This is a genomic window from Myxococcus sp. RHSTA-1-4 (genome assembly GCF_020037125.1).
In the GTDB taxonomy this organism is placed as follows: domain Bacteria; phylum Myxococcota; class Myxococcia; order Myxococcales; family Myxococcaceae; genus Myxococcus.
In genome coordinates, this window is the sequence record NZ_JAIQDG010000018.1 from 210,984 (window position 1) to 232,245 (window position 21,262).

20 protein-coding genes are annotated in these 21,262 nt (G+C 69.9%); 11 read left to right on the plus strand and 9 right to left on the minus strand.

What is annotated here, in order from left to right; translation table 11 throughout:
- Window positions 1-16 precede the first annotated feature (16 nt).
- Genes K8638_RS24620 through ftsE form a run of 3 tightly spaced genes read right to left on the minus strand, consistent with a single transcriptional unit; the run spans window position 17 to window position 2,732 of the window.
- Window positions 17-1,141, minus strand: a complete 1,125-nt coding sequence (locus K8638_RS24620; protein WP_223757049.1) for a murein hydrolase activator EnvC — start codon at window positions 1,139-1,141, stop codon at window positions 17-19.
- Window positions 1,138-2,040 (minus strand): ABC transporter permease, encoded by a 903-nt coding sequence (locus tag K8638_RS24625; RefSeq protein WP_223757050.1) that lies wholly within the window; start codon window positions 2,038-2,040, stop codon window positions 1,138-1,140. The genes K8638_RS24620 and K8638_RS24625 overlap by 4 nt, the downstream gene beginning before the upstream one ends.
- Window positions 2,037-2,732, minus strand: a complete 696-nt coding sequence (gene ftsE, locus K8638_RS24630; protein WP_223757051.1) for a cell division ATP-binding protein FtsE — start codon at window positions 2,730-2,732, stop codon at window positions 2,037-2,039. The genes K8638_RS24625 and ftsE overlap by 4 nt, the downstream gene beginning before the upstream one ends.
- 118 nt (window positions 2,733-2,850) lie before the next feature.
- On the opposite strand from ftsE, the gene K8638_RS24635 reads away from it, so the two are divergent.
- Complete coding sequence (locus K8638_RS24635) at window positions 2,851-4,323, plus strand: DASS family sodium-coupled anion symporter (RefSeq protein WP_223757052.1); 1,473 nt, start codon at window positions 2,851-2,853, stop codon at window positions 4,321-4,323.
- Between the two features lie 192 nt (window positions 4,324-4,515).
- On the opposite strand, the gene K8638_RS24640 is transcribed toward K8638_RS24635, so the two are convergent.
- Window positions 4,516-5,076: a hypothetical protein gene (locus K8638_RS24640; protein ID WP_223757053.1), complete on the minus strand. Its 561-nt coding sequence runs from the start codon at window positions 5,074-5,076 to the stop codon at window positions 4,516-4,518.
- A 272-nt stretch (window positions 5,077-5,348) separates the two neighbouring features.
- On the opposite strand from K8638_RS24640, the gene carF reads away from it, so the two are divergent.
- Window positions 5,349-6,203, plus strand: coding sequence for a plasmanylethanolamine desaturase (gene carF / locus K8638_RS24645; RefSeq protein ID WP_223757054.1), 855 nt, complete (start codon window positions 5,349-5,351; stop codon window positions 6,201-6,203).
- 170 nt (window positions 6,204-6,373) lie between these two features.
- Here the strand turns inward: carF and murI are convergent, their stop codons facing one another.
- Complete coding sequence (gene murI, locus K8638_RS24650; RefSeq protein WP_223757055.1) at window positions 6,374-7,189, minus strand: glutamate racemase; 816 nt, start codon at window positions 7,187-7,189, stop codon at window positions 6,374-6,376.
- Window positions 7,190-7,302: 113 nt separating this feature from the next.
- Window positions 7,303-8,316 carry a hypothetical protein gene (locus K8638_RS24655; protein WP_223757056.1) on the minus strand — a complete coding sequence of 338 codons (1,014 nt, stop codon included), beginning with the start codon at window positions 8,314-8,316 and terminating at the stop codon, window positions 7,303-7,305.
- Between the two features lie 161 nt (window positions 8,317-8,477).
- Here K8638_RS24655 and K8638_RS24660 point away from each other — a divergent pair, with 161 nt between their 5' ends.
- The 7 genes from K8638_RS24660 to K8638_RS24690 all read left to right on the plus strand — a co-directional run bounded on the left by K8638_RS24660 (window position 8,478) and on the right by K8638_RS24690 (window position 15,232).
- Window positions 8,478-9,188 carry a MotA/TolQ/ExbB proton channel family protein gene (locus tag K8638_RS24660; RefSeq protein ID WP_223757057.1) on the plus strand — a complete coding sequence of 237 codons (711 nt, stop codon included), beginning with the start codon at window positions 8,478-8,480 and terminating at the stop codon, window positions 9,186-9,188.
- Window positions 9,189-9,200: 12 nt separating this feature from the next.
- A complete protein-coding gene (tolR, locus tag K8638_RS24665) occupies window positions 9,201-9,668 on the plus strand; it encodes a protein TolR (RefSeq protein WP_223757058.1) in 468 nt (155 codons plus the stop codon).
- Window positions 9,669-9,671: 3 nt separating this feature from the next.
- On the plus strand, window positions 9,672-10,469 hold the full coding sequence (locus K8638_RS24670; RefSeq protein WP_223757059.1) for an energy transducer TonB: 798 nt from the start codon (window positions 9,672-9,674) through the stop codon (window positions 10,467-10,469).
- Window positions 10,466-11,758 (plus strand): LpqB family beta-propeller domain-containing protein, encoded by a 1,293-nt coding sequence (locus tag K8638_RS24675; protein WP_223757060.1) that lies wholly within the window; start codon window positions 10,466-10,468, stop codon window positions 11,756-11,758. The genes K8638_RS24670 and K8638_RS24675 overlap by 4 nt, the downstream gene beginning before the upstream one ends.
- 77 nt (window positions 11,759-11,835) lie before the next feature.
- Window positions 11,836-13,020, plus strand: coding sequence for an aminotransferase class V-fold PLP-dependent enzyme (locus K8638_RS24680; protein ID WP_223757061.1), 1,185 nt, complete (start codon window positions 11,836-11,838; stop codon window positions 13,018-13,020).
- A 14-nt stretch (window positions 13,021-13,034) separates the two neighbouring features.
- A complete protein-coding gene (locus K8638_RS24685; RefSeq protein ID WP_223757062.1) occupies window positions 13,035-13,970 on the plus strand; it encodes a Ppx/GppA phosphatase family protein in 936 nt (311 codons plus the stop codon).
- Window positions 13,967-15,232, plus strand: a complete 1,266-nt coding sequence (locus tag K8638_RS24690; protein WP_223757063.1) for an MFS transporter — start codon at window positions 13,967-13,969, stop codon at window positions 15,230-15,232. The genes K8638_RS24685 and K8638_RS24690 overlap by 4 nt, the downstream gene beginning before the upstream one ends.
- A 5-nt stretch (window positions 15,233-15,237) precedes the next feature.
- Here K8638_RS24690 and K8638_RS24695 read toward each other — a convergent pair whose 3' ends face one another.
- Window positions 15,238-16,578 carry a 1-acyl-sn-glycerol-3-phosphate acyltransferase gene (locus K8638_RS24695; RefSeq protein ID WP_223757064.1) on the minus strand — a complete coding sequence of 447 codons (1,341 nt, stop codon included), beginning with the start codon at window positions 16,576-16,578 and terminating at the stop codon, window positions 15,238-15,240.
- Between the two features lie 528 nt (window positions 16,579-17,106).
- Here K8638_RS24695 and K8638_RS24700 point away from each other — a divergent pair.
- Together K8638_RS24700 and K8638_RS24705 are read left to right on the plus strand one after the other, a co-directional pair.
- Window positions 17,107-17,571: a hypothetical protein gene (locus K8638_RS24700; RefSeq protein ID WP_223757065.1), complete on the plus strand. Its 465-nt coding sequence runs from the start codon at window positions 17,107-17,109 to the stop codon at window positions 17,569-17,571.
- A gap of 55 nt (window positions 17,572-17,626) precedes the next feature.
- The gene (locus tag K8638_RS24705) at window positions 17,627-18,397 is read left to right on the plus strand and encodes an AAA family ATPase (protein ID WP_223757066.1); all 771 of its coding nucleotides are present in this window, start codon (window positions 17,627-17,629) and stop codon (window positions 18,395-18,397) included.
- A gap of 120 nt (window positions 18,398-18,517) precedes the next feature.
- On the opposite strand, the gene K8638_RS24710 is transcribed toward K8638_RS24705, so the two are convergent.
- Window positions 18,518-18,910, minus strand: a complete 393-nt coding sequence (locus K8638_RS24710; RefSeq protein ID WP_223757067.1) for a DUF4288 domain-containing protein — start codon at window positions 18,908-18,910, stop codon at window positions 18,518-18,520.
- The coding region (locus tag K8638_RS24715) for an RHS repeat-associated core domain-containing protein (protein ID WP_305071189.1) at window positions 18,910-21,262 on the minus strand (2,353 nt) is incomplete at its 5' end. The genes K8638_RS24710 and K8638_RS24715, both read right to left, overlap by 1 nt.

Genomic DNA, 21,262 nt, shown 5'->3' on the forward strand with positions numbered 1-21,262 from the left:
TCTCTGCCGCAATGCGTCAGGAAGCAGGGGCCAGCCAGGGCGCCGGGTCCACGGCCTGCCCGGCCCGGCGTACCTCGAAGTACAGGTAGGCGCCCTTGAGGGAGCCGGTGTCGCCCACCTCGCCCACCACCTCGCCCGCGGCCACGGTGGCGCCGAGCGCGGGGGCCATGGTGGACAGGTGGGCCATGAGGGTGTGGAAGCCGTCACCGTGGTCCAGGATGAGCAGGTTGCCGTAGCCGCGCAGCGCGCCGGCATAAACGACGGTGCCGTCGGCCACGGCACGTACCGGTGTGCCCGCGGGAGCGCGGATGTCCAGGCCCTTCTGCACAGTGACGGTGTTGAAGCGCGGGTTGACCACCTTGCCGAAGCCCACCTCGACGATGCCCTTCACCGGCCGGGGCAGCTTCCCGCGCAGCGCGCCGAAGCCGTGCGTGGCGGGCAGCTCCTTCAAGTCATTCACCACGCGGGTCAGCTCCGCGTCCGCCTGCTCCAATTCGCGCACGGCGCGCTTCGCCAGCTCCGCCTCACCCGCCAGCGAGCCCACCACCTCTTCCAGCGCCTCCTGCTGCGCGCGGGCCAGCTTCTCCTGCTCCTTCAAGAAGGCCACGCGCGCGGTCAGCGAGGTCTGCAGGCGCTTCAGCTCGCGCGTCGCCTGCCGCTGGAGGTGGGCCACGCGCTGCACGCTGCGCAGCAACTCCAGGTCGCCGGACATGCTGGCCTCCAGCGCCCGCGCGCGCCACACCAGCGCGGCGAAGTCCTCCGCGGACAGCAGCACCTCCAGCGGGCGGCGGCGCATCAGCCGGTAGAGGGTGCGCAGCCTCGGGGACAGCCGCCGCAGCTGGAGCCGCAGCGCCTCGCGGAGCACGGACTCCTCGCGCTCGGCCAGCGCCACGCGGCGGCGGAACACCGCCAGGTCTCCCTCCAGCGCGCGCACACGCCGCCGGGAGAAGGACGCCATCTCCTCCATCAGCTCCAGGCCTTCCAGCACCGAGAGCTTCTTCGCCTCGATGAGGGCCAGCGTCGCGCGCTGCGTGGCCAGCTTCGCGCGCAGGGCCGCCTGCTCCGCCTCCTCCGGCTGCTGCGCGGACGCGGCGGGGGCGGACACCACCAGCACGAGTGCCAGGAGGAGAGACCGGCTCATACCCGCAGGAAGCGCCCCACCGCGACGAAGCTGCCGCCCAGCCCCAGGCCACACCCGGCGCCGACGAGCTCCAGCGCCAGCCGCGGCTCCACCCACGCCGTCCCCACGCCGGGCCCCAGGAGGAACGCGAAGAGCTGTCCCAGCGTGGGCCCCAGGAGCCGCCCGAAGGCCCACAGCCCCAGCAGCGCCACGCCCGCGCCCATCAGCCCTTGCAGCAGCCCCTCCAGCAGGAAGGGCGCCTTGACGAAGCGGTCCGTGGCGCCCACCAGCTTCTGGATTTCAATCTCGCCCCGCCGCGCGTAGATGGCGAGCTGCAGCGTGGCCGCGACGATGATGACGGTGGCGCCCAGCACCACCACGAAGGCCACGAGCGAGCCGAAGCGCAGCGCCCGGGCAATGGCCGTCAGGCGCTCCACCGCCGCCTCGCCATAGTCCACGCCGGACACGCCCGGCAGCGCGCGCAGCTCCTTCGCCAGGGCCTGGAGCGCGGCCGGGTTGCGCTTCTCCGGAGGCACGCGCAGCTCCAGCGTCGCGGGCAGCGGGTTCTCCGGCAGCTCCGCCAGCGCGTCGCCCAAATCCCCCAGCTCCGTGCGCAGCCGCGTCAGCGCGGCGTCCGGAGGCACCACCGTCACCTGCCCCGCGCTCAATTCCTCCACGCGCGAGCGCATGCCGTGCACCTCGTCCTCGCCCAGTTCGGGCGCCAGGTACACCGTCACCTCCACCTCGCCGCCCAGCGACGCCAGCAGGTTGTCCAGCATCCGCGCCGCGCCCCGGGCCATGCCCGCGGAGAACAGGGCGATGGCGATGGTCGTCACCGCGATGAAGTGCACGAAGGGCGAGTGCCGCAGCCCCACCGCCGCCGAGCGCCAGAAGTACGTCGCCTTCGCCAGCACGCTCATACCGCCGCCATCCGCCGCGCCGCCTTCACGCCGTCCTCGTCCGAGACAATCTGCCCGCGCTCCAGCCGCACCGTGCGCTTCTGGTAGCGCGACAGCAGCGTCGCGTCGTGCGTGGCCACCACCACCGTGGTGCCGCGCACGTTGACCTGGGTGAGCAGGTCCATGATTTCCACCGTCAGCGCCGGGTCCAGGTTGCCGGTGGGCTCGTCCGCCAGGAGGATGGTGGGGTCATTCACCAGCGCGCGGGCAATCACCACGCGCTGCTGCTCTCCACCCGACAGGCGCAGGGGGAACGAGTCCGCCTTGTGCTCCAGGCCCACCAGCTTCAGCATGCGGCGGACCTTCTCCCGGGCCTCCGCGCGCGGCACGCCCAGCACGTCCAGCGTGAAGGACACGTTGTCCTCCACCGTCCGGTGCGGCAGCAGCTTGAAGTCCTGGAACACCACCCCGATGTTGCGCCGCAGGTACGGCACGGCGGACTCGCGGATGCGGGCGATGTTACGGCCGCCCACCAGAATCTGCCCCTTGGTGGCCTTCTCCGCGCAGAAGATGAGCTTCAAGAGCGTCGTCTTCCCCGCGCCGGAAGGGCCGGTGAGGAAGACGAACTCGCCCTTCTCCACGTTGAGGTTGATGTCCGACAACACCGGCGGATCGCCGGGATACGCCTTGTAGACGTGGAAGAACTGAATCATGGCGTCGCGCGGGGCCGCCAACCTATCACGGCCGGACGCAGATGCCCCACGCACGCCCGGCGAGAAGGCGGGCTTTCCGCTCCCACCCCTGGAGTCACCTGTGCGACGGTGGAGGCGCATGAGCCAGCGGGCCGCGCCTCGGACGACGACAGGACAATGGGTGGGACGGGTGGCCGGGCCGGTGGTCGCCGCGCTCGTGTACTTCATCCCCTCCGGGCTGCACGCCATCCCCGGCATGGGCCACCGCCCCGCCGCCGCCGCCGCCGTGGCCGCGTGGATGGCCCTCTGGTGGTTCACCGAGGCCGTCCCCATGGGCTGGACGGCCCTGCTCCCGCTGGTGCTCTTCCCCGCCCTGGGCGTCTTCGGTGACGGCGGCGTGCTGGTGGCGGTGGGCCGCTCCGCGCTGCCCTTCGTGGACCCGTACATCTTCCTCTTCATGGGCGGCATGGCCCTGGGCGCCGCGCTGGAGCAGTGGGGCCTGCACCGGCGCATCGCCCTGCTCATCATGCGCGCCATCGGCACCGGCCCCCGGCGCCTGCTGTTCGGCATGCTGGCGGCCACCGCCACCGTGTCGCTCTGGATTTCCAACACCGCCACCGCGGTGATGATGGTGCCCATCGGCATGGCGCTGATTGCCCAGCTCGAGGCCACCGAGGGGCGCCGGCTGGAGCACTTCGGCGCGGCGCTGATGCTGGCGGTGGCGTACGGCGCCAACGTGGGCGGCATCGGCACCAAGATTGGCTCGCCCACCAACTCCGTCTTCGCGGGCGTGGTGTCCCGGCGGCTGGGCAGTGACGTGGGCTTCGTGGAGTACATGGTCGCCGCCCTCCCCTTCGTCCTCCTCTTCCTCCCGCTGGCGTGGGCGGTGCTGTGGCGCTGGGGACGCAGGGACGCGCTGGGCCCCGGGCAGGGCGGTGACGTCATCGCCCGCGAGCTGGCCCAGCTGGGCCCCATGTCCGGCGGCGAGCGCGTGGTGGGCGCGGTGTTCGTCGTCGCGGCGCTGCTGTGGATTTTCGGCGACCCGCTGCGCGGCCTGCTGGCCCCGCCCGTGGCCCGCGCCTTCGACGGCTTCAAGCTGGCCGGCAAGCACTACGAGGCGGGCGTGGCCGTGCTGGGCGCGCTGCTGCTGCTGGCGCTGGGGCGGCTGTCGCTGGCGGCCCTGCGCCGGGTGCCCTGGGACACGTTGCTCCTGCTGGGCGGAGGCTTCGCGCTGGCGGCGGGCATCGAGGCGAGCGGCCTGTCCTCCTGGCTCATCGCGCGGCTGTCCGGGCTGGAGTCGCTGCCGGCCGCGGGCCAGTACGGCGTGGTGGCCGGCGCCACCATCCTCCTGTCCGCCATCGCCTCCAACACCGCCACCGTGAATGTCATGCTCAACGTGCTGCCCGCATCCCGGCCGCTGCTGGCGGTGAGCACCTTCGCGTCCTCGTGCGACTTCGCCCTGCCCGCCGGCACGCCCCCCAACGCCATCGTCTTCGGCAGCGGCTATGTGCGCCTGCCGGTGATGATGAAGGCGGGGCTGATGCTGGACGTGCTGGCCGCCGCGGTGCTCATCCTCTACGGCCTGGCGTGGGTGCGGTGGGTGCTGCCCTGAGGAGCCGCCGTCCAGGCCCGTGAAGGCCTCGCGAGCCCGCGACTCAACTCATGGCGCCAGAGTCTGTATAGGGTTTGTCAAGGCCTTGCTACACGCCCCGGGGACGCCAACCAGGCGCACACAAGGGGATGGCTGGAGCGGAGCCGGGCGGGCGCGCACGTGGAGCGCCCGGGCCCGGTCCTCACGGCGCGGTCAGGAAGGGTCGCCCTCGCCGGCGAGGTAGCTGAGGATGACCTCGTCGAGGCTCTTCTCGGAGATGAGGTCCTCGCCGAAGAGGGTCTCCACGCCGACCTCGTTGATCTTCGGCTTCTCCTTGAGGGCACGAGCAGCGGCGACCTCGGGGGGAAGCATGGTCGCCTGGGGAGCGGCGGGCGCCTGCTGTGGCGGCGGGCGCGGGGCCATGGGCTGGCCGGGCTGCAGCTTCACCGGGGCCGCGTCCGTCTCGAGCTGACCGGGCTGGTAGCTGCGCGCCGTGGACTCGTAGCTGTCGTACACGCCGTTGATGAGGTTGCGCAGCATCTCCTTGTGCTGCTCCTCCATCAGCTCGCGCACCACTTCCGACAGGTTCTCCGCGTTGAGGATGTCCGCGTAGGACGTCTTCTTCGACGCGAGGATGTTCCCGCCCACGAACAGGTGGGTGATGATGTGGGGGTTGTTGATGCCCGAGTCCTCGGTCTGGACGTGGTAGACCTTCCCCTTGTGCTTGATGTTGTGGTTGAAGCCGGTGACGGCTTTCTCGAAGGTTTTCGTCATCGCCGAGGCTGAGGACCGTACCAGCCGCATCCCCACGACACAAGGTAAGCGTCAGCCTCTGTTCGCATCCCGTGTCCGTGCGCCTGCCCACCGGGCGCGAAGCAGGCCCCAGCGAGCCCCCTCCACCCCACCGCGGAGCCCCCTTCCGGAGCCCCCCAACCGTGCAAGCCTGACACTTCGGAGGCCCATCCGTTGAAAAGCCGAAAGCGGCTGGGGTACGTACAGCCTGACGTGCACGGCGCCTAACGCCGCCATCGTCCAGGACTCCACGGATGAAGAAGAACGAGATCAAGAACAAGGTGCGCCAGCAGGACGCCCAGGTGCTGGCACAGGGCTACTCGCCCGCCATTCGCGCGATGGAGATCGCGTCCATCGTCACCTTCGTCTCGCTGGAGCTGGCGCTGGTGTACCGGCTGTGGGGCAACCCCCATACCGGCACCTGGCTGCTCCTGAGCGCGCTGCTGCTGGGCTACCTCGCCGCGGACTTCGTCTCCGGCTTCGTCCACTGGATGGGCGACACGTGGGGCTCCACGGAGATGCCGCTGCTCGGCAAGGCCTTCATCCGGCCCTTCCGCGAGCACCACGTGGACGAGAAGGCCATCACCCGCCACGACTTCGTGGAGACCAACGGCAACAACTGCCTCATCTCCATCCCCGTGGCCATCATGGCCGTGGCCATGCCCCTGAGCAGCCCGGGCTGGGTGTTCTGCTCGTCCTTCCTCGGCTCGATGATCTTCTGGGTGATGGCGACCAACCAGTTCCACAAGTGGTCGCACATGGACACGCCGCCCGCGCTCGTCGGCTTCCTGCAGCGCGTGCATCTCATCCTGCCTCCGGCCCACCACGGCATCCACCACACCGCCCCGTACAACAAGTACTACTGCATCACCGTGGGCTGGCTGAACTGGCCGCTGCAGGCGGTGCACTTCTTCCCGTTGGCGGAGCGCCTCGTCACCCGGCTCACCGGACTGCTGCCGCGCCAGGATGACATCGGCGACGAGGCCGCCCGCGCGCTGGTGGAGGTCCAGGGCGCCACCGAGGCCCCCGTCGTCCAGGCGGCCAAGGAGCTCATCACCAAGGCCACCGAGGAGACGCCCGCGCCGGTCTCCACCCGCCCGTCGGCCTGAGAGCCGCGGCGAGGAGCCGGGTGGCGCCGCCTCCCCGGAGGCGAGGACGTCACCCGCTCTGAAGGACGCGGCCCGCGCCCGGAGCCCTGCGCTCCGGGCCGCGCGAGGCCCGCCACCCACTCTGGAGCCGGAGGCCGCCGCGAGTCTGGCGCCCGGCGTCCCCGTGAAGCTCAGAAGGTCAGGTCCACCTGCTCCGCCGTGGGGATGGGCCGCCCGAGGAAGCGCGCGCCCACCTCCATGAAGCGCTCCGGCACGTCGGTGACGTAGTACGCGTGCGTGGGCGCCGCGTGCCCCGCGGTGGCCAGCGCGCCGCGCTCCGCCAGCAGCGCCGCCACCGCCTCGGCCGTGGCCTCCGCCGAGTCCACCAGCGACACCTTCGGCCCCACCACCTCCGCGATGACTCCCTTGAGCAGCGGGTAGTGGGTGCAGCCCAGCACCAGCGTGTCCACGCCCTCGCGGGCGAACTCCGCCAGGTACTCGCGCGCCGTCAGCAGGGGCACGTCCCCCGTGGTCCACCCTTCTTCCGCCAGCGGCACGAAGAGGGGGCAGGCGCGGGCCTTCACCCGCACCTGAGGGTCCGCGGACTCCAGCGCGCGCTGGTACGCCCCGGAGCGGATGGTGCCCGGCGTGCCGATGATGCCCACCCCTCCGCCCCGGGTGCGCGCCAGGGCCGCCCTCGCGCCGGGGAAGATGACGCCCACCACCGGAATGGGCAGCGCCGCCTCCAGCGCCGGCAGCGCCACCGCCGAGGCCGTGTTGCACGCCACCACCAGCAGCTTGACGCCCTGCTCGAGGAGGAACTGCGCGTTCTTCAACGAATACCGCGTCACCACCTCGCCGGACTTGGTGCCGTAGGGCACCCGCGCCGTGTCCCCCAGGTACACCGTGCTCTCGTGGGGGAGGTGGGCCATGAGCGCCTTGAGGACCGTGAGCCCTCCGACACCCGAATCGAATACGCCGATGGGACTGTGGCTGCCTTGCCGCATGCGGTGTGTCCCTATCACGTTTGATGCCAACGCCAGCGGCCCCCCCGAACGCAACGAAGGGCCGGGGCACCCCGCCCCGACCCTCCGCTCACCTCACGGCCTGCCAGGCGCCGCTACTGCATGAAGATGGGCACCACCAGGGCGCTGTTCGGCCCCGGGAACTGGTGGGCCACCACGTCGATGGGGGGCTCGTTCGCCGCCGACAGGTACACCCGGCCATCCGACGCGCGGGCGGAAATCTCCACGCGGTAGCGGCCCGGCCGCAGGAACTCGTACACCACCGGAGCGTCGTTGCAGCCGTGCCCGTCACCGACGATGCCGTACACCAGCTCGTTGGTGAAGACGTCGCGGAAGTTGATGCGCACCTCGGAGATTCGGGCCTGCGAGCACGTCAGCCTCGAGCCGTTGCCCACGATTTCCCAGGCGATGGAGGCCCCACCGATGGCCCACAGGGTCATGATGTGGGACGTGGGCCTGCCGGCCTCCGTGATGAGGGTGCCGCTGTAGTGGTACCAGGGCGCCCCGTTGGCATCGACGGCGATGAACTCCACGAAGTGCTCGCCCGGGTCCAGGTACGGCGTCTGGACACTGTTGGCGCCCTGGCCCCGCACACAGTCGATGCGCTGGAACTCACCGTCGTCCACGCGCACGTCCACGGCGGTGATACCGGCCTGGGAGCAGGTGGGGTTGCTGCTGACGTTGTTCGCCGGGAAGAGCCAGCTCACGTAGGCGTACGAGGGCGGCGTGCCTGTCGGCGTCATGTCCACGCTCACCGTCACGTTGCCGTCCACCCGGAAGGTGCCGCTGACGGCGTACAGAATCTCCCCGGTGTAGCTGACGCCCTCGACGTTGAAGCTGTACACGCCCGGCCCGAAGTCGTGGAGGACGATGCCGTCGAAGCCGTTCGCCGAGCAGGGATACTCGCCGTTGTTCTGGAGGCGCTCGCCGGGGATGGTGATGTTGACGCCCGCGATGTCGCGGTCCTCGTCGCAGCGCAGGCCGGCGAAGGTCCAGCGGAACGTCACATCGCCGGGGTACGCCTCGTCGGGGTCGTCATATTCGCGGACGATGCAGCCGGGGGCGGCCGCCGCGAGACAGAGGAATGCGGCCAGCAGTCGGGAGTTCATGGGGCACCTGTTCGTGGGGTGGTGAGGTGTTCGGCCCGTTACAACCCCTCCGGACGGGCTACCTCGGGAATTATTCACCCGCACGCGCATCCAGCTTCAAGCAGCCGGGCATGCCTCGTTTGTTTGACCGTGCTGTAGCGGAATGTTACGGCCTCCACCCCATGACGCCCCACCTGCCCCTGGCGCTCGGCGCCATGAACTACGTGGAGATCATCCGCGACGCGTCCTTCATCGAGCTGGCGGTCCTGCTGCTGCTGATGGGCGTGTCTGTCGCCTCCTGGGCACTCATCGCCATGAAGGCGGCCCAGTTGTCGAAGGCTCGCGCACAATCTCTCACCTTCCTCGACACCTTCTGGAAGGCCTCGCGCCTGGAGTCCATCTACCAGGCGGCCCAGAAGCTCGACGGCTCGCCGCTGTCCAAGGTCTTCTGCGCCGGCTACGAGGAGCTGAGCAAGCTGGCGCAGGCCAAGGAGGGCGGCGCCGAGGGCGCCATGGCCGAGCGGCTGGGCGGCATCGAGAACGTGGAGCGCGCGCTCAACCGGGCCTCCACCGCGCAAATCACGGAGTTGGAGGCGCGGGTGTCCTTCCTGGGCACGGTGGGCGCGGCGTCGCCCTTCGTGGGGCTGTTCGGCACCGTCATCGGCATCCTCAGCGCCTTCAACCAGATTGCCGAGCAGGGCAACGCGACGCTGGCCACGGTGGCCGCGCCGGTGGGCAACGCGCTGTTCGCCACCGCGGCGGGCCTGTTCGCGGCGATTCCGGCGGTGGTGGCCTACAACTCGTTCGTCAGCCGCATCAAGGTGTTCGACACGGAGATGTCGAACTTCTCCGCGGACTTCCTCAACATCATCAAGCGGCACTTCTTCCGGTAGGCGGAGGCGGCCATGGGAATGGGCGGAGGAAACCGCGGCGGTGGCCGCACCACCATGAGCGAAATCAACGTCACGCCCATGGTGGACGTGATGCTGGTGCTGCTCATCATCTTCATGGTGACGGCGCCCCTCATCCAGCAGGGCGTGAAGGTGAACCTGCCGGAGACGAAGGCCGCGCCGGTGGAGGCCACGGAGAAGAAGCTGGTGCTGTCCATCGACGCCGGGCGCAAGGTCTACATCGGTGACGCCGAGGTGGCGCTGGAGGAGCTGGCGGAGAAGCTGGCCGCCAACGCCAAGGCCCAGGCCGACAAGGAAGTCTACCTCCACGCGGACCGGGACGTGCCGTACGGCGTGGTGGTGGAGGTCATGGCGGCGGCGCAGCGCGCGGGCATCAACAACGTGGGGATGATCACGGACCCCACGGGCGGGGGCAAGGCGTCCAACGAGAAGAAGGGCAAGTCGAAGGAGGCGAAGCGCTAGCCCATGACGGACTCCGCGGTCAGCCACAGCCTGCTCGTCTCGCGCCCCACGCGGCTGTCGCGCTTCCTGGTGGCCTCTGTCGTGGGCCACATCGCCCTGCTGCTGGCGGCGGTGCTATACGCGCGCCTCGCGTCCGGGCCGAAGGTGGACCTGGACGCCAGGCCCATCAAGGCCTCGCTGGTGCGGCTGGGCAAGCCCAGGGACCCGAAGCTGCTGCCGCGCAAGGAGCAGCTCCCGCCTCCGCCCAAGCATGTGGACGCGCCCAAGCCCCCACCGGACGCGCCGGCTCCCGCGCCCACGAAGGCCGCGGTGGCGGTGCCCATTCCCGGCGTGAAGCCGGAGCCCTCCACCGCGCCGAAGCCCACGCCCCAGAAGGGCGAGACGACGGGCGAGGACCGGCGCAAGCGCCTCTTCGGCGCCTTCGACAAGACGGCCAGGGCGGCCGAGCCCGAGGAGGCGGAGGGCGCCGAGGACGGTGACCCGGACGGCGACTCGGCCACGGCCGAGGGCGAGCGCTACTTCGGCCTGCTCCAGTCGCAGGTGCGCCGGCACTACAACGTGGCGGACACGATTCCGGAGTCCGAGCGCCTGCGCCTCAACACCATCGTCGCGGTGCGGTTGGGCCGCACCGGCGAGGTGCTGGACGTGAGCCTCTCGAAGCCCAGCGGGAATGACCTCTTCGACTCCGCCGTCGTCACGGCGGTGCGCAAGGCGGCCCCCTTCTCACCTCCCCCCGAGCACCTCCGGGAAACGCTGCAGAAGCACGGTGTCAACCTGAGCTTCAGACCGAACGCCCTATGAAAGCCCTGCTCCTCTCCCTGCTCCTCCTCCCGCTCGTGGCGCTCGCGCAGGCGCCGACCATCGAGATTTCCGGCGCCAACTTCCGCCCGCTGCCCGTGGCCGTGCCCGCGCCCGTGGCGCAGAACGAGGGGGGCAGGAAGCTCGCGCCTGGCTTCGACACGGCCTTCGGCTTCGACCTGGCCGCCTCCGGCATCATGCAGGTGCTGGACCGCAAGAGCTTCACCGCGGACCCGAAGGAGGGCATGACGGCCGGAAGCATCAACTTCAGCCGCTGGGCGGACGTGGGCGCCGAGGCGCTGGTGAAGGTGTCCCTGGCGCAGGACGGCGGCGTGCTGCGCGGCGAGCTGCGCCTGTTCAACGTGGCCACCGGCCGCGAGGACCTGAAGGTTGCGAAAGACGCCCCGGCGGACAACGCGGAGCTGCTGGCGCACCGGCTGGCGGACGCGCTCTACCGGCACTTCACCCAGGAGCCCAGCCCCTTCCTGTCCCGCATCGCCTACGTGGTGAAGGGCGGCAACAACCGCGACGTGTACGTGGCGGACTGGGACGGCGGCAACGCGCGCGCCCTCACCAAGGGAGGCATCAACATCCTCCCCGCGCTGAGCCCGGACGGCTCGCAGGTGGCCTTCACCACCTACCGCAAGGGCCGGCCGGACATCTTCGCGCAGAAGCCGGGCGGCGACGCTCGCGCGGTGGTGTCCGAGGGCCAGATGGCCACGGGCGCGTCGTACTCGCCGGACGGCAAGCGCATCGCCTACTCGCTGGCGGAGGGTGAGAGCGCGCAGATTCACGTGGCCAACGCGGACGGCAGCGGCGCCCGCGCCCTCACCGACACGCCCTATGGCCTCAACACCAGCCCCACCTGGTCGCCGGACGGCAAGCGCATCGCCTTCGTGTCCAACCGGGGCGGCAGCCCGCAAATCTACGTGATGAACGCGGACGGCACGGGCGTGCGGCGGCTCACCTTCCAGGGCAACTACAACCAGACGCCGGACTGGTCCCCGCGCGGCGACCTCATCGTCTTCACCGCGCGCGACGAGCGCAACGCGTTCGACCTGTTCACCATCAACGTGGACACGGGCAAGGTGACGCGCCTGACGCAGGACCAGGGCAGCAACGAGGAGCCCGCCTTCTCTCCCAACGGGCGGCTTGTCCTCTTCACGTCCAACCGCAACGGGGGCTCGCAGCTCTTCGTCATGACGTCGGAGGGGAACAACCAGCTCCCGCTGCGCGCCGCGAAGGGCTTCCTGCAGACTCCCGACTGGGCGCCCCTGGCGCAGGCCGAGTAGGCCCTCCGCCACCTTTGCGCGCCGCGCGCACCGCACCTCGTTGACAGGGGGCGCCTGCTCGGGTCGAGTGCCCGCGCATGAGCGCCCCCTTCCGTCAGCACTGGAGCCTGGACCCGGAGGTCCGCTTCCTCAACCACGGCTCCTTCGGCGCGTGCCCCACCGCCGTGCTGCAGCGCCAGTCCGAGCTGCGCGCGCGGCTGGAGGCCGAGCCGGTGCGCTTCCTCCACCGCGAAGTCGAGCCGCTGCTGGACGAGGCCCGCGCGGCCCTGGCCGCCTTCCTCGACGCGGACGCGGACGACCTGGCCTTCGTCACCAACGCCACCACGGGCGTCAACACGGTGCTGCGCTCGCTGCGCTTCGCGCCCGGGGACGAGCTGCTCACCACGGACCACGAGTACAACGCCAGCCGCAACGCGCTGGAGTTCGCCGCCTCGCGGTGGGGCGCGAAGGTGGTGGTGGCGAAGCTGCCCTGGCCGGTGCCGTCCGCCCAGGCGGTGGTGGACACGGTGCTGGCGCACGTGACGCCGCGCACGCGCCTGTTGCTGGTGGACCACGTCTCCAGCCAGACGGCGGTGGTGATGCCGGTGGCCCGGCTCATCTCCGTGCTGCGAGAGCGGGGCGTGGAGACGCTGGTGGACGGCGCGCACGGCCCGGGCATGGTACCGCTGTCCCTGCGCTCGCTGGGCGCGGGCTACTACACGGGCAACTGCCACAAGTGGCTGTGCGCGCCCAAGGGCGCGGCCTTCCTGCACGTGCGCGGGGACTTGCAGGCCGGCATCAAGCCGCTGGTCATCAGCCACGGGCACAACTCCCCGAGGACGGACCGCTCGCGGTTCCGGCTGGACTTCGACTGGCTGGGGACGCACGACCCGTCCGCCGTGCTCTGCGTGCCCCATGCGCTGAAGGTGGTGGGCGGCCTGCTGCCCGGTGGCTGGCCCGCGGTGATGGAGGCCAACCGGGAGAAGGCGCTGGCCGCGCGGAAGTTGCTGTGCGAACGACTTGGAGTGGAGCCCGCCTGCCCGGAGGACATGGTGGGCAGCATGGCCGTAGTGGGCCTGCCAGACGGCTATCCGGAGCGCCCCGAGCCCCCGCTCTACCTGGACCCGCTCCAGCTCCGCCTCTTCGACGAGCACCGCATCGAGGTGCCCATCATCCCCTGGCCGAAGGCGCCCCGCCGTCACGTCCGCGTGTCCGCGCAGCTCTACAACACCCACGCGGAGTACCAGGCCCTGGCCGAGGCTTTGGATGCGCAGCCGCGTTGAGTAGGCTGCCGCGGATGCCTCGTTTCGCCACCATCGACGTGGGAACCAACTCGGTGCTGCTGCTCGTCGCGGAGCGCACCCCTGAAGGCCGTTTCACCCCCGTGCGCGAGCGCGCGGAAATCACCCGCCTGGGCCGGGGCGTGGACGCGACACGCCGGCTGTCCCCGGAGGGGATGGAGGCCACGCTGTCCGTGCTGGAGTCCTTCGCCCGCGAGGCGCGCGAGCTGGGCGCGGAGGCCATCGCCGTCTCGGCCACCAGCGCGGCGCGCGACGCGGAGAACGGCGCGGAGTTCATGGCCGCGGCCAAGGCCCGCGCGGGCGTCACCGTGGAAATCATCTCCGGCCAGCTGGAGGCCCAGCTCTCGTTCGCCGCCGTGCACGCGGACTTCGCGGCGGAGGCGGCCGGGCCGCTGCTGGTGCTGGACATCGGCGGTGGCTCCACGGAGTTCATCTACGGCAATCCGGCCGGGCACGTGGACTTCCGGCACAGCTTCGACGTGGGCTCGGTGCGGCTCACGGAGCGCTTCGTCCGCTCGGACCCGATGACGCCGGAGGACCGCGCCCGGGTTGAGGCGCACCTGCGCGACACCTTCCGCGCCCTGCCGCCGCCCCCTCCTGGCGCGATGCTGGTGGGCGTGGCGGGCACGGTGACCACCGTCTATGCCGTGCGGCACGCCATCGACCCGTATGACGCGGAAGCGGTCCACGGCGGCACGCTGTCCCTGGGCGAGCTGTCGGCGCTGGTGGACCGACTGTGCCGGATGCCGCTGGAAGAGCGCCGCGCCCTGCCCGGCATGCAGCCCAAGCGCGCGGACGTCATCCCCGCGGGCGCGCTCATCCTCCTGGAGTCGGTGAGGGCGCTGGGCCTGGAGGAGTGCCGCGTGAGCGACCGCGGCCTGCGCTGGGGACTGCTCGCCCACCGCTTCGGAGCTGGAGCCTCCCGGTCATGAATGTCACCCCCGCGGCCGCCTCGCCGAGCGCGACGGGCGTGCCGGCGACGAATGCCGGCTACGCGCTGTTCATCCTGACGCTCATCAACCTGGTCAACTACCTCGACCGGTACATCGTCGCGGCCGCGCTCCCGGACATCCAGAAGGAGTTCGGCATCAACGACACGCAGTCGGGCCTGCTGGGCACCGTGTTCATCGTGGTGTTCATGCTGGCCTCGCCGCTGGGCGGGTTCCTCGGGGACCGGATGCCGCGCAAGCTGCTGGTGGCGGGCGGCGTGCTGCTGTGGAGCCTGGCCACGGGGGCCAGCGGGCTGGCCGCGTCGTTCCTCGCGCTGCTGGTGGCCCGCGCGGTGATTGGCATTGGCGAGGCGGGCTACGGGGCGGTGGCGCCCTCCATCATCTCGGACCTGTACCCGCGCACGCTGCGCACGCGGGTGCTGGCGTTCTTCTACATCGCGATTCCGGTGGGCTCGGCGCTGGGCTACGTGCTGGGCGACTGGATAAAGCCGTGGAACAACGCCTTCTTCGCGGGCGCGGTGCCGGGGCTCATCCTGGGGACGATGGCGTTCTTCATGCCCGAGCCACAGCGCGGCGCCATGGACGGGCCGGACGCCACGGTGAAGCTGCCCTTCCTGGTGGGACTGAAGGGGCTGGGGCGCAACGCGGCCTTCTGGGCGACGACGGCGGGCTACACGCTGATGACGTTCTCCATCGGCGGGCTGGGCTTCTGGATGCCCACGTACCTGGTGCGCGAGCGGCAGCTCTGGCTGGAGAGTCCGGGCAAGGTGGGCTTCGTGTTCGGCGCCATCACCGCGACGGCGGGGCTGGTAGGGACGCTGGCGGGCGGGTGGCTGGGAGACAAGCTGGACCGCAAGCGCGAGGGCGGCGGGCTGTGGATGTCGGGCGTGGGGCTGCTGCTGGCGGCGCCGTGCATGTACCTGGCGGTGAACCTGAAGAGCGCGGAGGCCACGTTCGCGGCCATCGCCGTGGCGCAGTTCCTCATCTTCCTGAACAGCGGGCCCATCAACGCGGCCATCGTCAACTGCGTGCCCACCGCGTTCCGGGCGTTCGCCATGGGGTTGAACGTGCTGTTCATCCACATGCTGGGTGACGCGATTTCGCCCACGCTCATCGGCACCATCGCGGACGCGGCGAGCCTGCACACGGCCATTCAACTGAATGCCATTCCCGTGCTGCTGGGCGGCCTGGCCCTGCTGGTGGGCGCGAAGCAGTTCCGCGAGGCGACGCCCCGGGCCCGGTAGACGGCTCAGGGCGTCGTGGTGACGGGGCCGGACACCGGTGGGGCGTCCAGCTTCGACCGGTACTCACTGGCGAGGCGCTCCACCTCCGAGGACAGCCGCTCGCCGTCGGCCAGCAGCAGCGCCTTGAGCCGCGCGCGGTTGCCGAGCGTGAAGAACACGCCGATGTCGCGCCGGAGCGTCTCCCAGCGCTCGGAGAAGTACAGGGTGAAGAGGGCCAGCGGCGGCACGGAGAGGAAGGTGGCCACGGCCCAGGGCACACCGGCCCCCCAGCCCGCCGCCACCGTCAGCGCGCCCCACCACACGAGCGCCACGACGAAGGCGGTGAGGAACTTCACCGTCGCCTGCACGTCCAGCTCCGCCTTGCGGCTGGCGGCGCGAGGCACCTGGTAGGGAAGCCAGAAGAGCACCAGCCCCAGCGCGAACAGCGGCAGTCCGAGCACCAGGGCGAGCAGGTTCTTCACGACGAAGGGCACCACGTTGCCGGGCCGGTACACCAGCGCGAGGTCCTCCGGGCCGGTGGCCTGCACCAATTCCATGCGGCGCTTGAAGGACGCGAGGTGGGCACGGGTGGCCTCGAAGCGCTCCGGCTCATGGGCTCGGAAGAGTTGCACGCCGCGAGCCCACAGCCGCAGCCGCTCCGCGTCCAGCGCCCCGCCCTGCTTGAAGGCATAGAGCTTCTCGGCGAGCTGCACCAGCGGCAGGTCCGCCCACTGCTCCAGGTTGAGCGTCACGGCACGCAGTCCCTCGGCGATGCGCTCGGTGAGGCGGCGCACGGCGTCGGGCTCGGTGGCGGAGTCGGCGGGGAGGAAGGACTGCACGTCGATGGCGGGGGCCACGTCGATGAGGACCTCGCTGCGGAAGACGTGCTTCTCCGCGTAGGTGAGGCCCACGGGGACGATGCGCACCGGGGCGCCCTCCTTCGCCGCGTTGAGGGCGATGCGGGCGGCGCCGGTCTTCAGCTCGGCGAGCCCTGGCTCGGAGTGGCTCTTGCCCTCGGGGAAGATGGTGATGGCGCGGCCCTGCACGAGCGCGCTCTTCGCTGCTTCGAGCGTGCCCTCGTTGCCGGCCATCTTCGAGGGGGCATCCTGCTTGCGATACACTGGCAGCGCGTCGAGGCCCCTGAGCAGCCAGCCGATGACGGGCATCTTGAACAGCGGCGCCTTGGCGAGGAACGTCACCTTTCGGCGCGTGAGGATGAACACGAGGGCGGGGTCGATGAGCCCGTTCGGATGGTTGCCCACGAAAAGCACCGGGCCCTCGGGCTCGGTGGCCGGAGCATTCACCTTCACCCGGTAGAAGAGGCGCAGGAACAGCGCGACCACGGCACGTACACACGCGTAGAACACGGTGGGGACTGTAGCGCAGAGAGGCGCGGCAAGCCCCTGCCCCTGGAAACTGGAAGGGCGGTGGTACGCTGGAGCCATGCGCTCGTACTTCTGGGTGGCGCTCGCGTGCGTGTACCTTGCTGGCTGTGCCGGTGGCTCGCGGACGTTGCGGCAGTCCGTGGGACCAGGGCCAGGACCGGGCTGCGCGAGCACGCTGGACTGCGCGTGCAAAGACGGCTCTGCGGCGGCCTGTGAGCAACTGGGAACTGCGCCCAGGACACCGAAGCCCAAGCCCCCCAAGGAGCCACCGAACCCGGGCCCCGTCATTCCGCCCCAGGCGGCAGAGAGCCTGGATACGGAAGCAAACGAGAAGCCCTACGACCGCTGCGCCGACCTGTATGCGAAGTGCATGGAACAGGCGAGGGTGGCCAACCGCCGAAACTCGGGAGACTGGGGAGGAAGCGTTTGCCAGCAGTGCGCGGAACTCTGCAACAAGCGCGGCTACTGGCCTACGAGGACGCGAGGTGGACGAAAATGCCCCAACGTCGAATGAGCCCGCAACGAAAGCTGGAGCTGGAGTTCGCCGAGTCCATTGGCCACACGGAGCTCTCCCTACGACGGAGAAACCACGAGGAGTTCAGGGCGGAGATGCTTCGTTTTCTCAAGCGCATGCAAGCCAGGACTCTTTCGGCCTATGTGCGCCGCGAGATGGACAGGCGCGTCACGGAGGTCATCCTGTCGCGGGCCTGCATGCTCCCCGAGCCCGAGCCCATCCTGCTCCGGGAGTTCAAGCGCATGACGCGACTCGGCTTCTCCAGCGTCGACAGGAGGGTCCACATCGCCGCCATGCTCGGCAGGTGGGTCCAGTTGGGCAAGGAGGACTCTCCCATCGTCAGACCCTTCATCGCGGACACGGCGCGACGGGTCCAGTGTCTGAGGCGCGGGCGCTACAAACGGGAGTGCATGAAGGACATCGAGCAAGCCATGGTCCGCACCGGCATGAAGCCAGCCTGAGCTGCCACCGCGCCCTGCACGCTCAACCTCCCCGGTGGTATACCGCTCACCCGACATGTCACGTACCCGCACGAAGCAGGAAACCCGCGGCCTCACCGGCGGAATGGACTCCTTCCTCCGGTCCATGACGCTCCTGCGCGAGGACGTGCCGAACCTGTCGAAGTACCCCTTCAGCATCCCGGCCCTGCGCGACTTCGAGACGCTCGACTTCCATCCGCAAGTCACGTTCTTCGTCGGGGAGAACGGAAGCGGCAAATCCACGCTGGTGGAAGGCATCGCCGTCGCCGCCGGCTTCAACGCGGAGGGCGGGAGCCGCAACTTCAACTTCGCAACCCGGCGCTCCGAGTCCAGCCTCCACAAGCACCTGCGGCTCGCCCGCGGAACCCGCAGGCCGAGGACGGGCTACTTCCTCCGCGCCGAGAGCTTCTTCAACGTCGCGACGGAGACGGAGAACAACGAAACCGCCCTCGCCGCCTTCGGCAACGTCAGCCCCCACGAGATGTCCCACGGAGAGGCCTTCCTCACTCTCGTGCGCGAGCGCTTCTCCGGAAACGGCCTCTACGTGCTCGACGAGCCCGAGGCCGCGCTCTCACCCCAGCGCCAGCTCAGCCTCCTCCGCTCGATTCACGACCTGACGCGAGACGCCTGCCAGTTCATCATCTCGACGCACTCCCCCCTGCTGCTCGCCTACCCGGACGCGCGCATCTACCACCTCTCGGAGAAGGGCATCACCGAGGTGGCCTATGAGGACACGGAGCACTACGCCCTCACTCGCGACTTCCTGCTGAACCGCGAGAAGTACCTCCGCCGGCTCTTCGAGGACTGAGCGTCGCGGGCGCGCCTCCTTCCCACTCGTCCAGTCCCGACGCACCCGACCACCGGCCGGAGTCCGAAGGGCTTCTCGGACGGACACCGGCCGGTGGACGACGCCGCATGAGCGCTACCGTCACTCCTCGTAGACGACGGTAGCGGGCTTCCCCTGGATCAGCGCATCGAGCTCGGCCCTGCTCTTGACCAGGAAGGAGGAGTAGGTGGCCTCCACCCCGTCATACAGCTTCGTCACGTCCGAGCTCCCAGGGACGGCGGGGTCGGCGGCGCAGGAGACCACCTTCCGGACCCCGCCGAAGACCACCTCCACGGGCTTCCCATTCCAGCGAGTCCCCTCCTGTGATTCCTCCGCCCGGCCGAGTTCCTCGGCGCGAATGCGGGCCTCATCGAAATCACGCGCGAAGATGAGGAACACATTCTCCTGGATGGGGAAGGTCCTCTGCCGCCCACTCTTCAGGCGGAAGTACATGATGACGCTCGCCGCGAACCAGACCTTCTCCGGGCGCCCCATCAGCCCCCCCCGCCGTTGCGCCGGCAGCCCATTGCCTTCTGCGCCTTCTTGATCTTCTGGCGCTCGCCGCTATCCGTCGCCGAGTCATACAACCCCTTCAGCCAGGAGCAGGGGTCGGTGCCCTTCGGAAGCCGCCGGGCCGCGTCGACATATTCATTGTCGATGCGCTGCTTGCCGCCCTTCGCCATCTCGCAGACATCGGGCGGCGCGGGAGGATCCATCGGAATGTCATCCGGTGGGTCCCACGGCATCGGGATACGCGGGCAACTGTCGCTGAGCGCGCAGTAGAGGAGGATTGCGGTTCCCACCGCGGCGCCCACCACGATCCCCGGGGGCCCCGCGACCGCGCCACCGATTGCGCCAGCCACCGGATTCTCTCCGGTCGGGTCATTGTAGGTCAGCGGGTTGTTCGAGCCATACGCATACACGGGTAGGCTCTGTCCAAGCAGGGCGTACGCCTGCAGGGCCTCCGGCATCTGCGCCAGGGGCTCCTGCTGCAGGAACCTGCCCATGTCCGGGTCGTAGTAGCGCGCGCGGAAGTAGAAGAGGCCGGTGCCGTCTTCCTCCCGCCCCGTGAACGTCTGCGTGTTGCCCGCGCCGTCGCCCGTGCGCGTCGGCGCACCATATGGCGAGTAGGTGTACTCGGCCGTGAGGGCCCCCGTCTCGTCGGTGAGCGCCACCGTCGAGCCGAGCACGTCGGAGAGGAAGTCTCGCGAGCCCGCGGACGTGGACCGGCTGTACACCTCGTCCAGGCCAAAGCCCGTGAGGAGGCTGGCCGTCCCACCGCTGCTCTGCGTCTGGATGAAGTTGGCGCCGCTGTAGAGGTAGTCCTGGGTGACGCCCCCCACCGTCTTGCGCGAGCGTCGCCCTGTCGGCTCGTAGGCGAAGTCCGCGAGCGTGCCCGAGCTGGTGCTCACCTGCGCCAACTGGCCGCGCGTATTCCAGGTGTACGTGTTGATTCCGTCCGAGGTGAGGTTGCCATTGGCGTCGTGGGTCAGCGTGCGACCCTTCCAGGTCATCAACTGGCTCGCCGCGTCGTACACCGCCCCTGAGACGGCGTTGGGGAGCTGGGTGCGCGCGAAGGTGCCACCCACCGCGACACGGTTGCCCTCGGAGTCGTAGCCGTAGAGCAGGTCTCCGAGGGAGGTCGTGCCCATGACGTACTCGATGCGCTCGAGCTGGCCCGCCGCGTCGTAGGTGTACTTCTGGGACACTCCACCCGGGAGCACGGTGGAGGTACGCCGGCCCGCGGCGTCATACGTGAAGGACACCGTGCGGCCCCCCTGGGTGATGGACGTCAGCCGGTCCGCGTCATCGTACGCGTAGACAATCTGTGCCTGTCCCGTCGCGGTAAGGCTCGTCAGGCGGCCCGCGGCATCGTAGGCGTAGACGATAGTCCCGTTGGGCGACACCTCCTGCGTGAGCTGGTCGCGCGCGTCGTACGTGAGGGTGATGACCGGCCCGAGGCTGTCCTCGACGCGAGTGAGCCGCCCGGCCCCGTCATAGATGGAAGCAATGGTATTGGCATAGGACTCGGGGCTCGAGGGTGTGGCGCCAAAGCCCTGCAGCACCATGCGCCCGGCGGAGTCGTAGGCCCAGCCGCTCACCTGGCCCTTCCGGTCCCGGAAGGACTTGGGGCGGCCCGCCGTGTCGTAGGTGTACACCTCCGTGCGCCCCAACGGGTCCATCCGCTCGGACAGCAGGCCGAGCGAGTTGTAGCTGTAGATGGTCTCCTTGCCACGCGCGTCCTGGGTGGCGATGACCCTGCCCGATTTGTCGTAGGTGAAGGTGGTGACGTGGCCGAGCGGGTTGGTGTGCCGCGTGAGCCGGTCCCTCGCGTCGTACTCGTACCGGTTCACATGGCCGGCGGGGCTGCGCTGAGCCACCATGCGCCCAAGCCCATCCCGGATGAACGTCGTCGTCCGGCCGGCCGCATCCGTCGTCGCGATGAGGTCCGCCCCTTCGTATGCATAGGAGATGGGCTCCTCAGAGCCCGCTCGCGACGTGAGGAGCCGTCCCTGCGTGTCATACGTGTACTGGGCGTATCTCCCCGTGGAATCCTCGAAGCGAGTGAGATTCCCCCGATCGTCGTACTGATACAGAGTCAGGTGACCGAGCGAGTCCTTGAAGCTGGAGACCCTGTTGTCCGGCCTGTACGTGTACTCCACCGTGAAGGCCTCGGGCGTGCCGGCCAGCTTCGTCACCTTCGTCACGTTGCCGCTCGCGTCGAACTCAAACTCGGTGCGCCGGCCCAACGAGTCCATCGTGCTTTGGAGGCGGCCGTTGGAAGATGCCAGCTCGAAGGTCGTCACCCGCTGCTCAGGCGTGCCCAGCGGATAGATGTCCTGGACG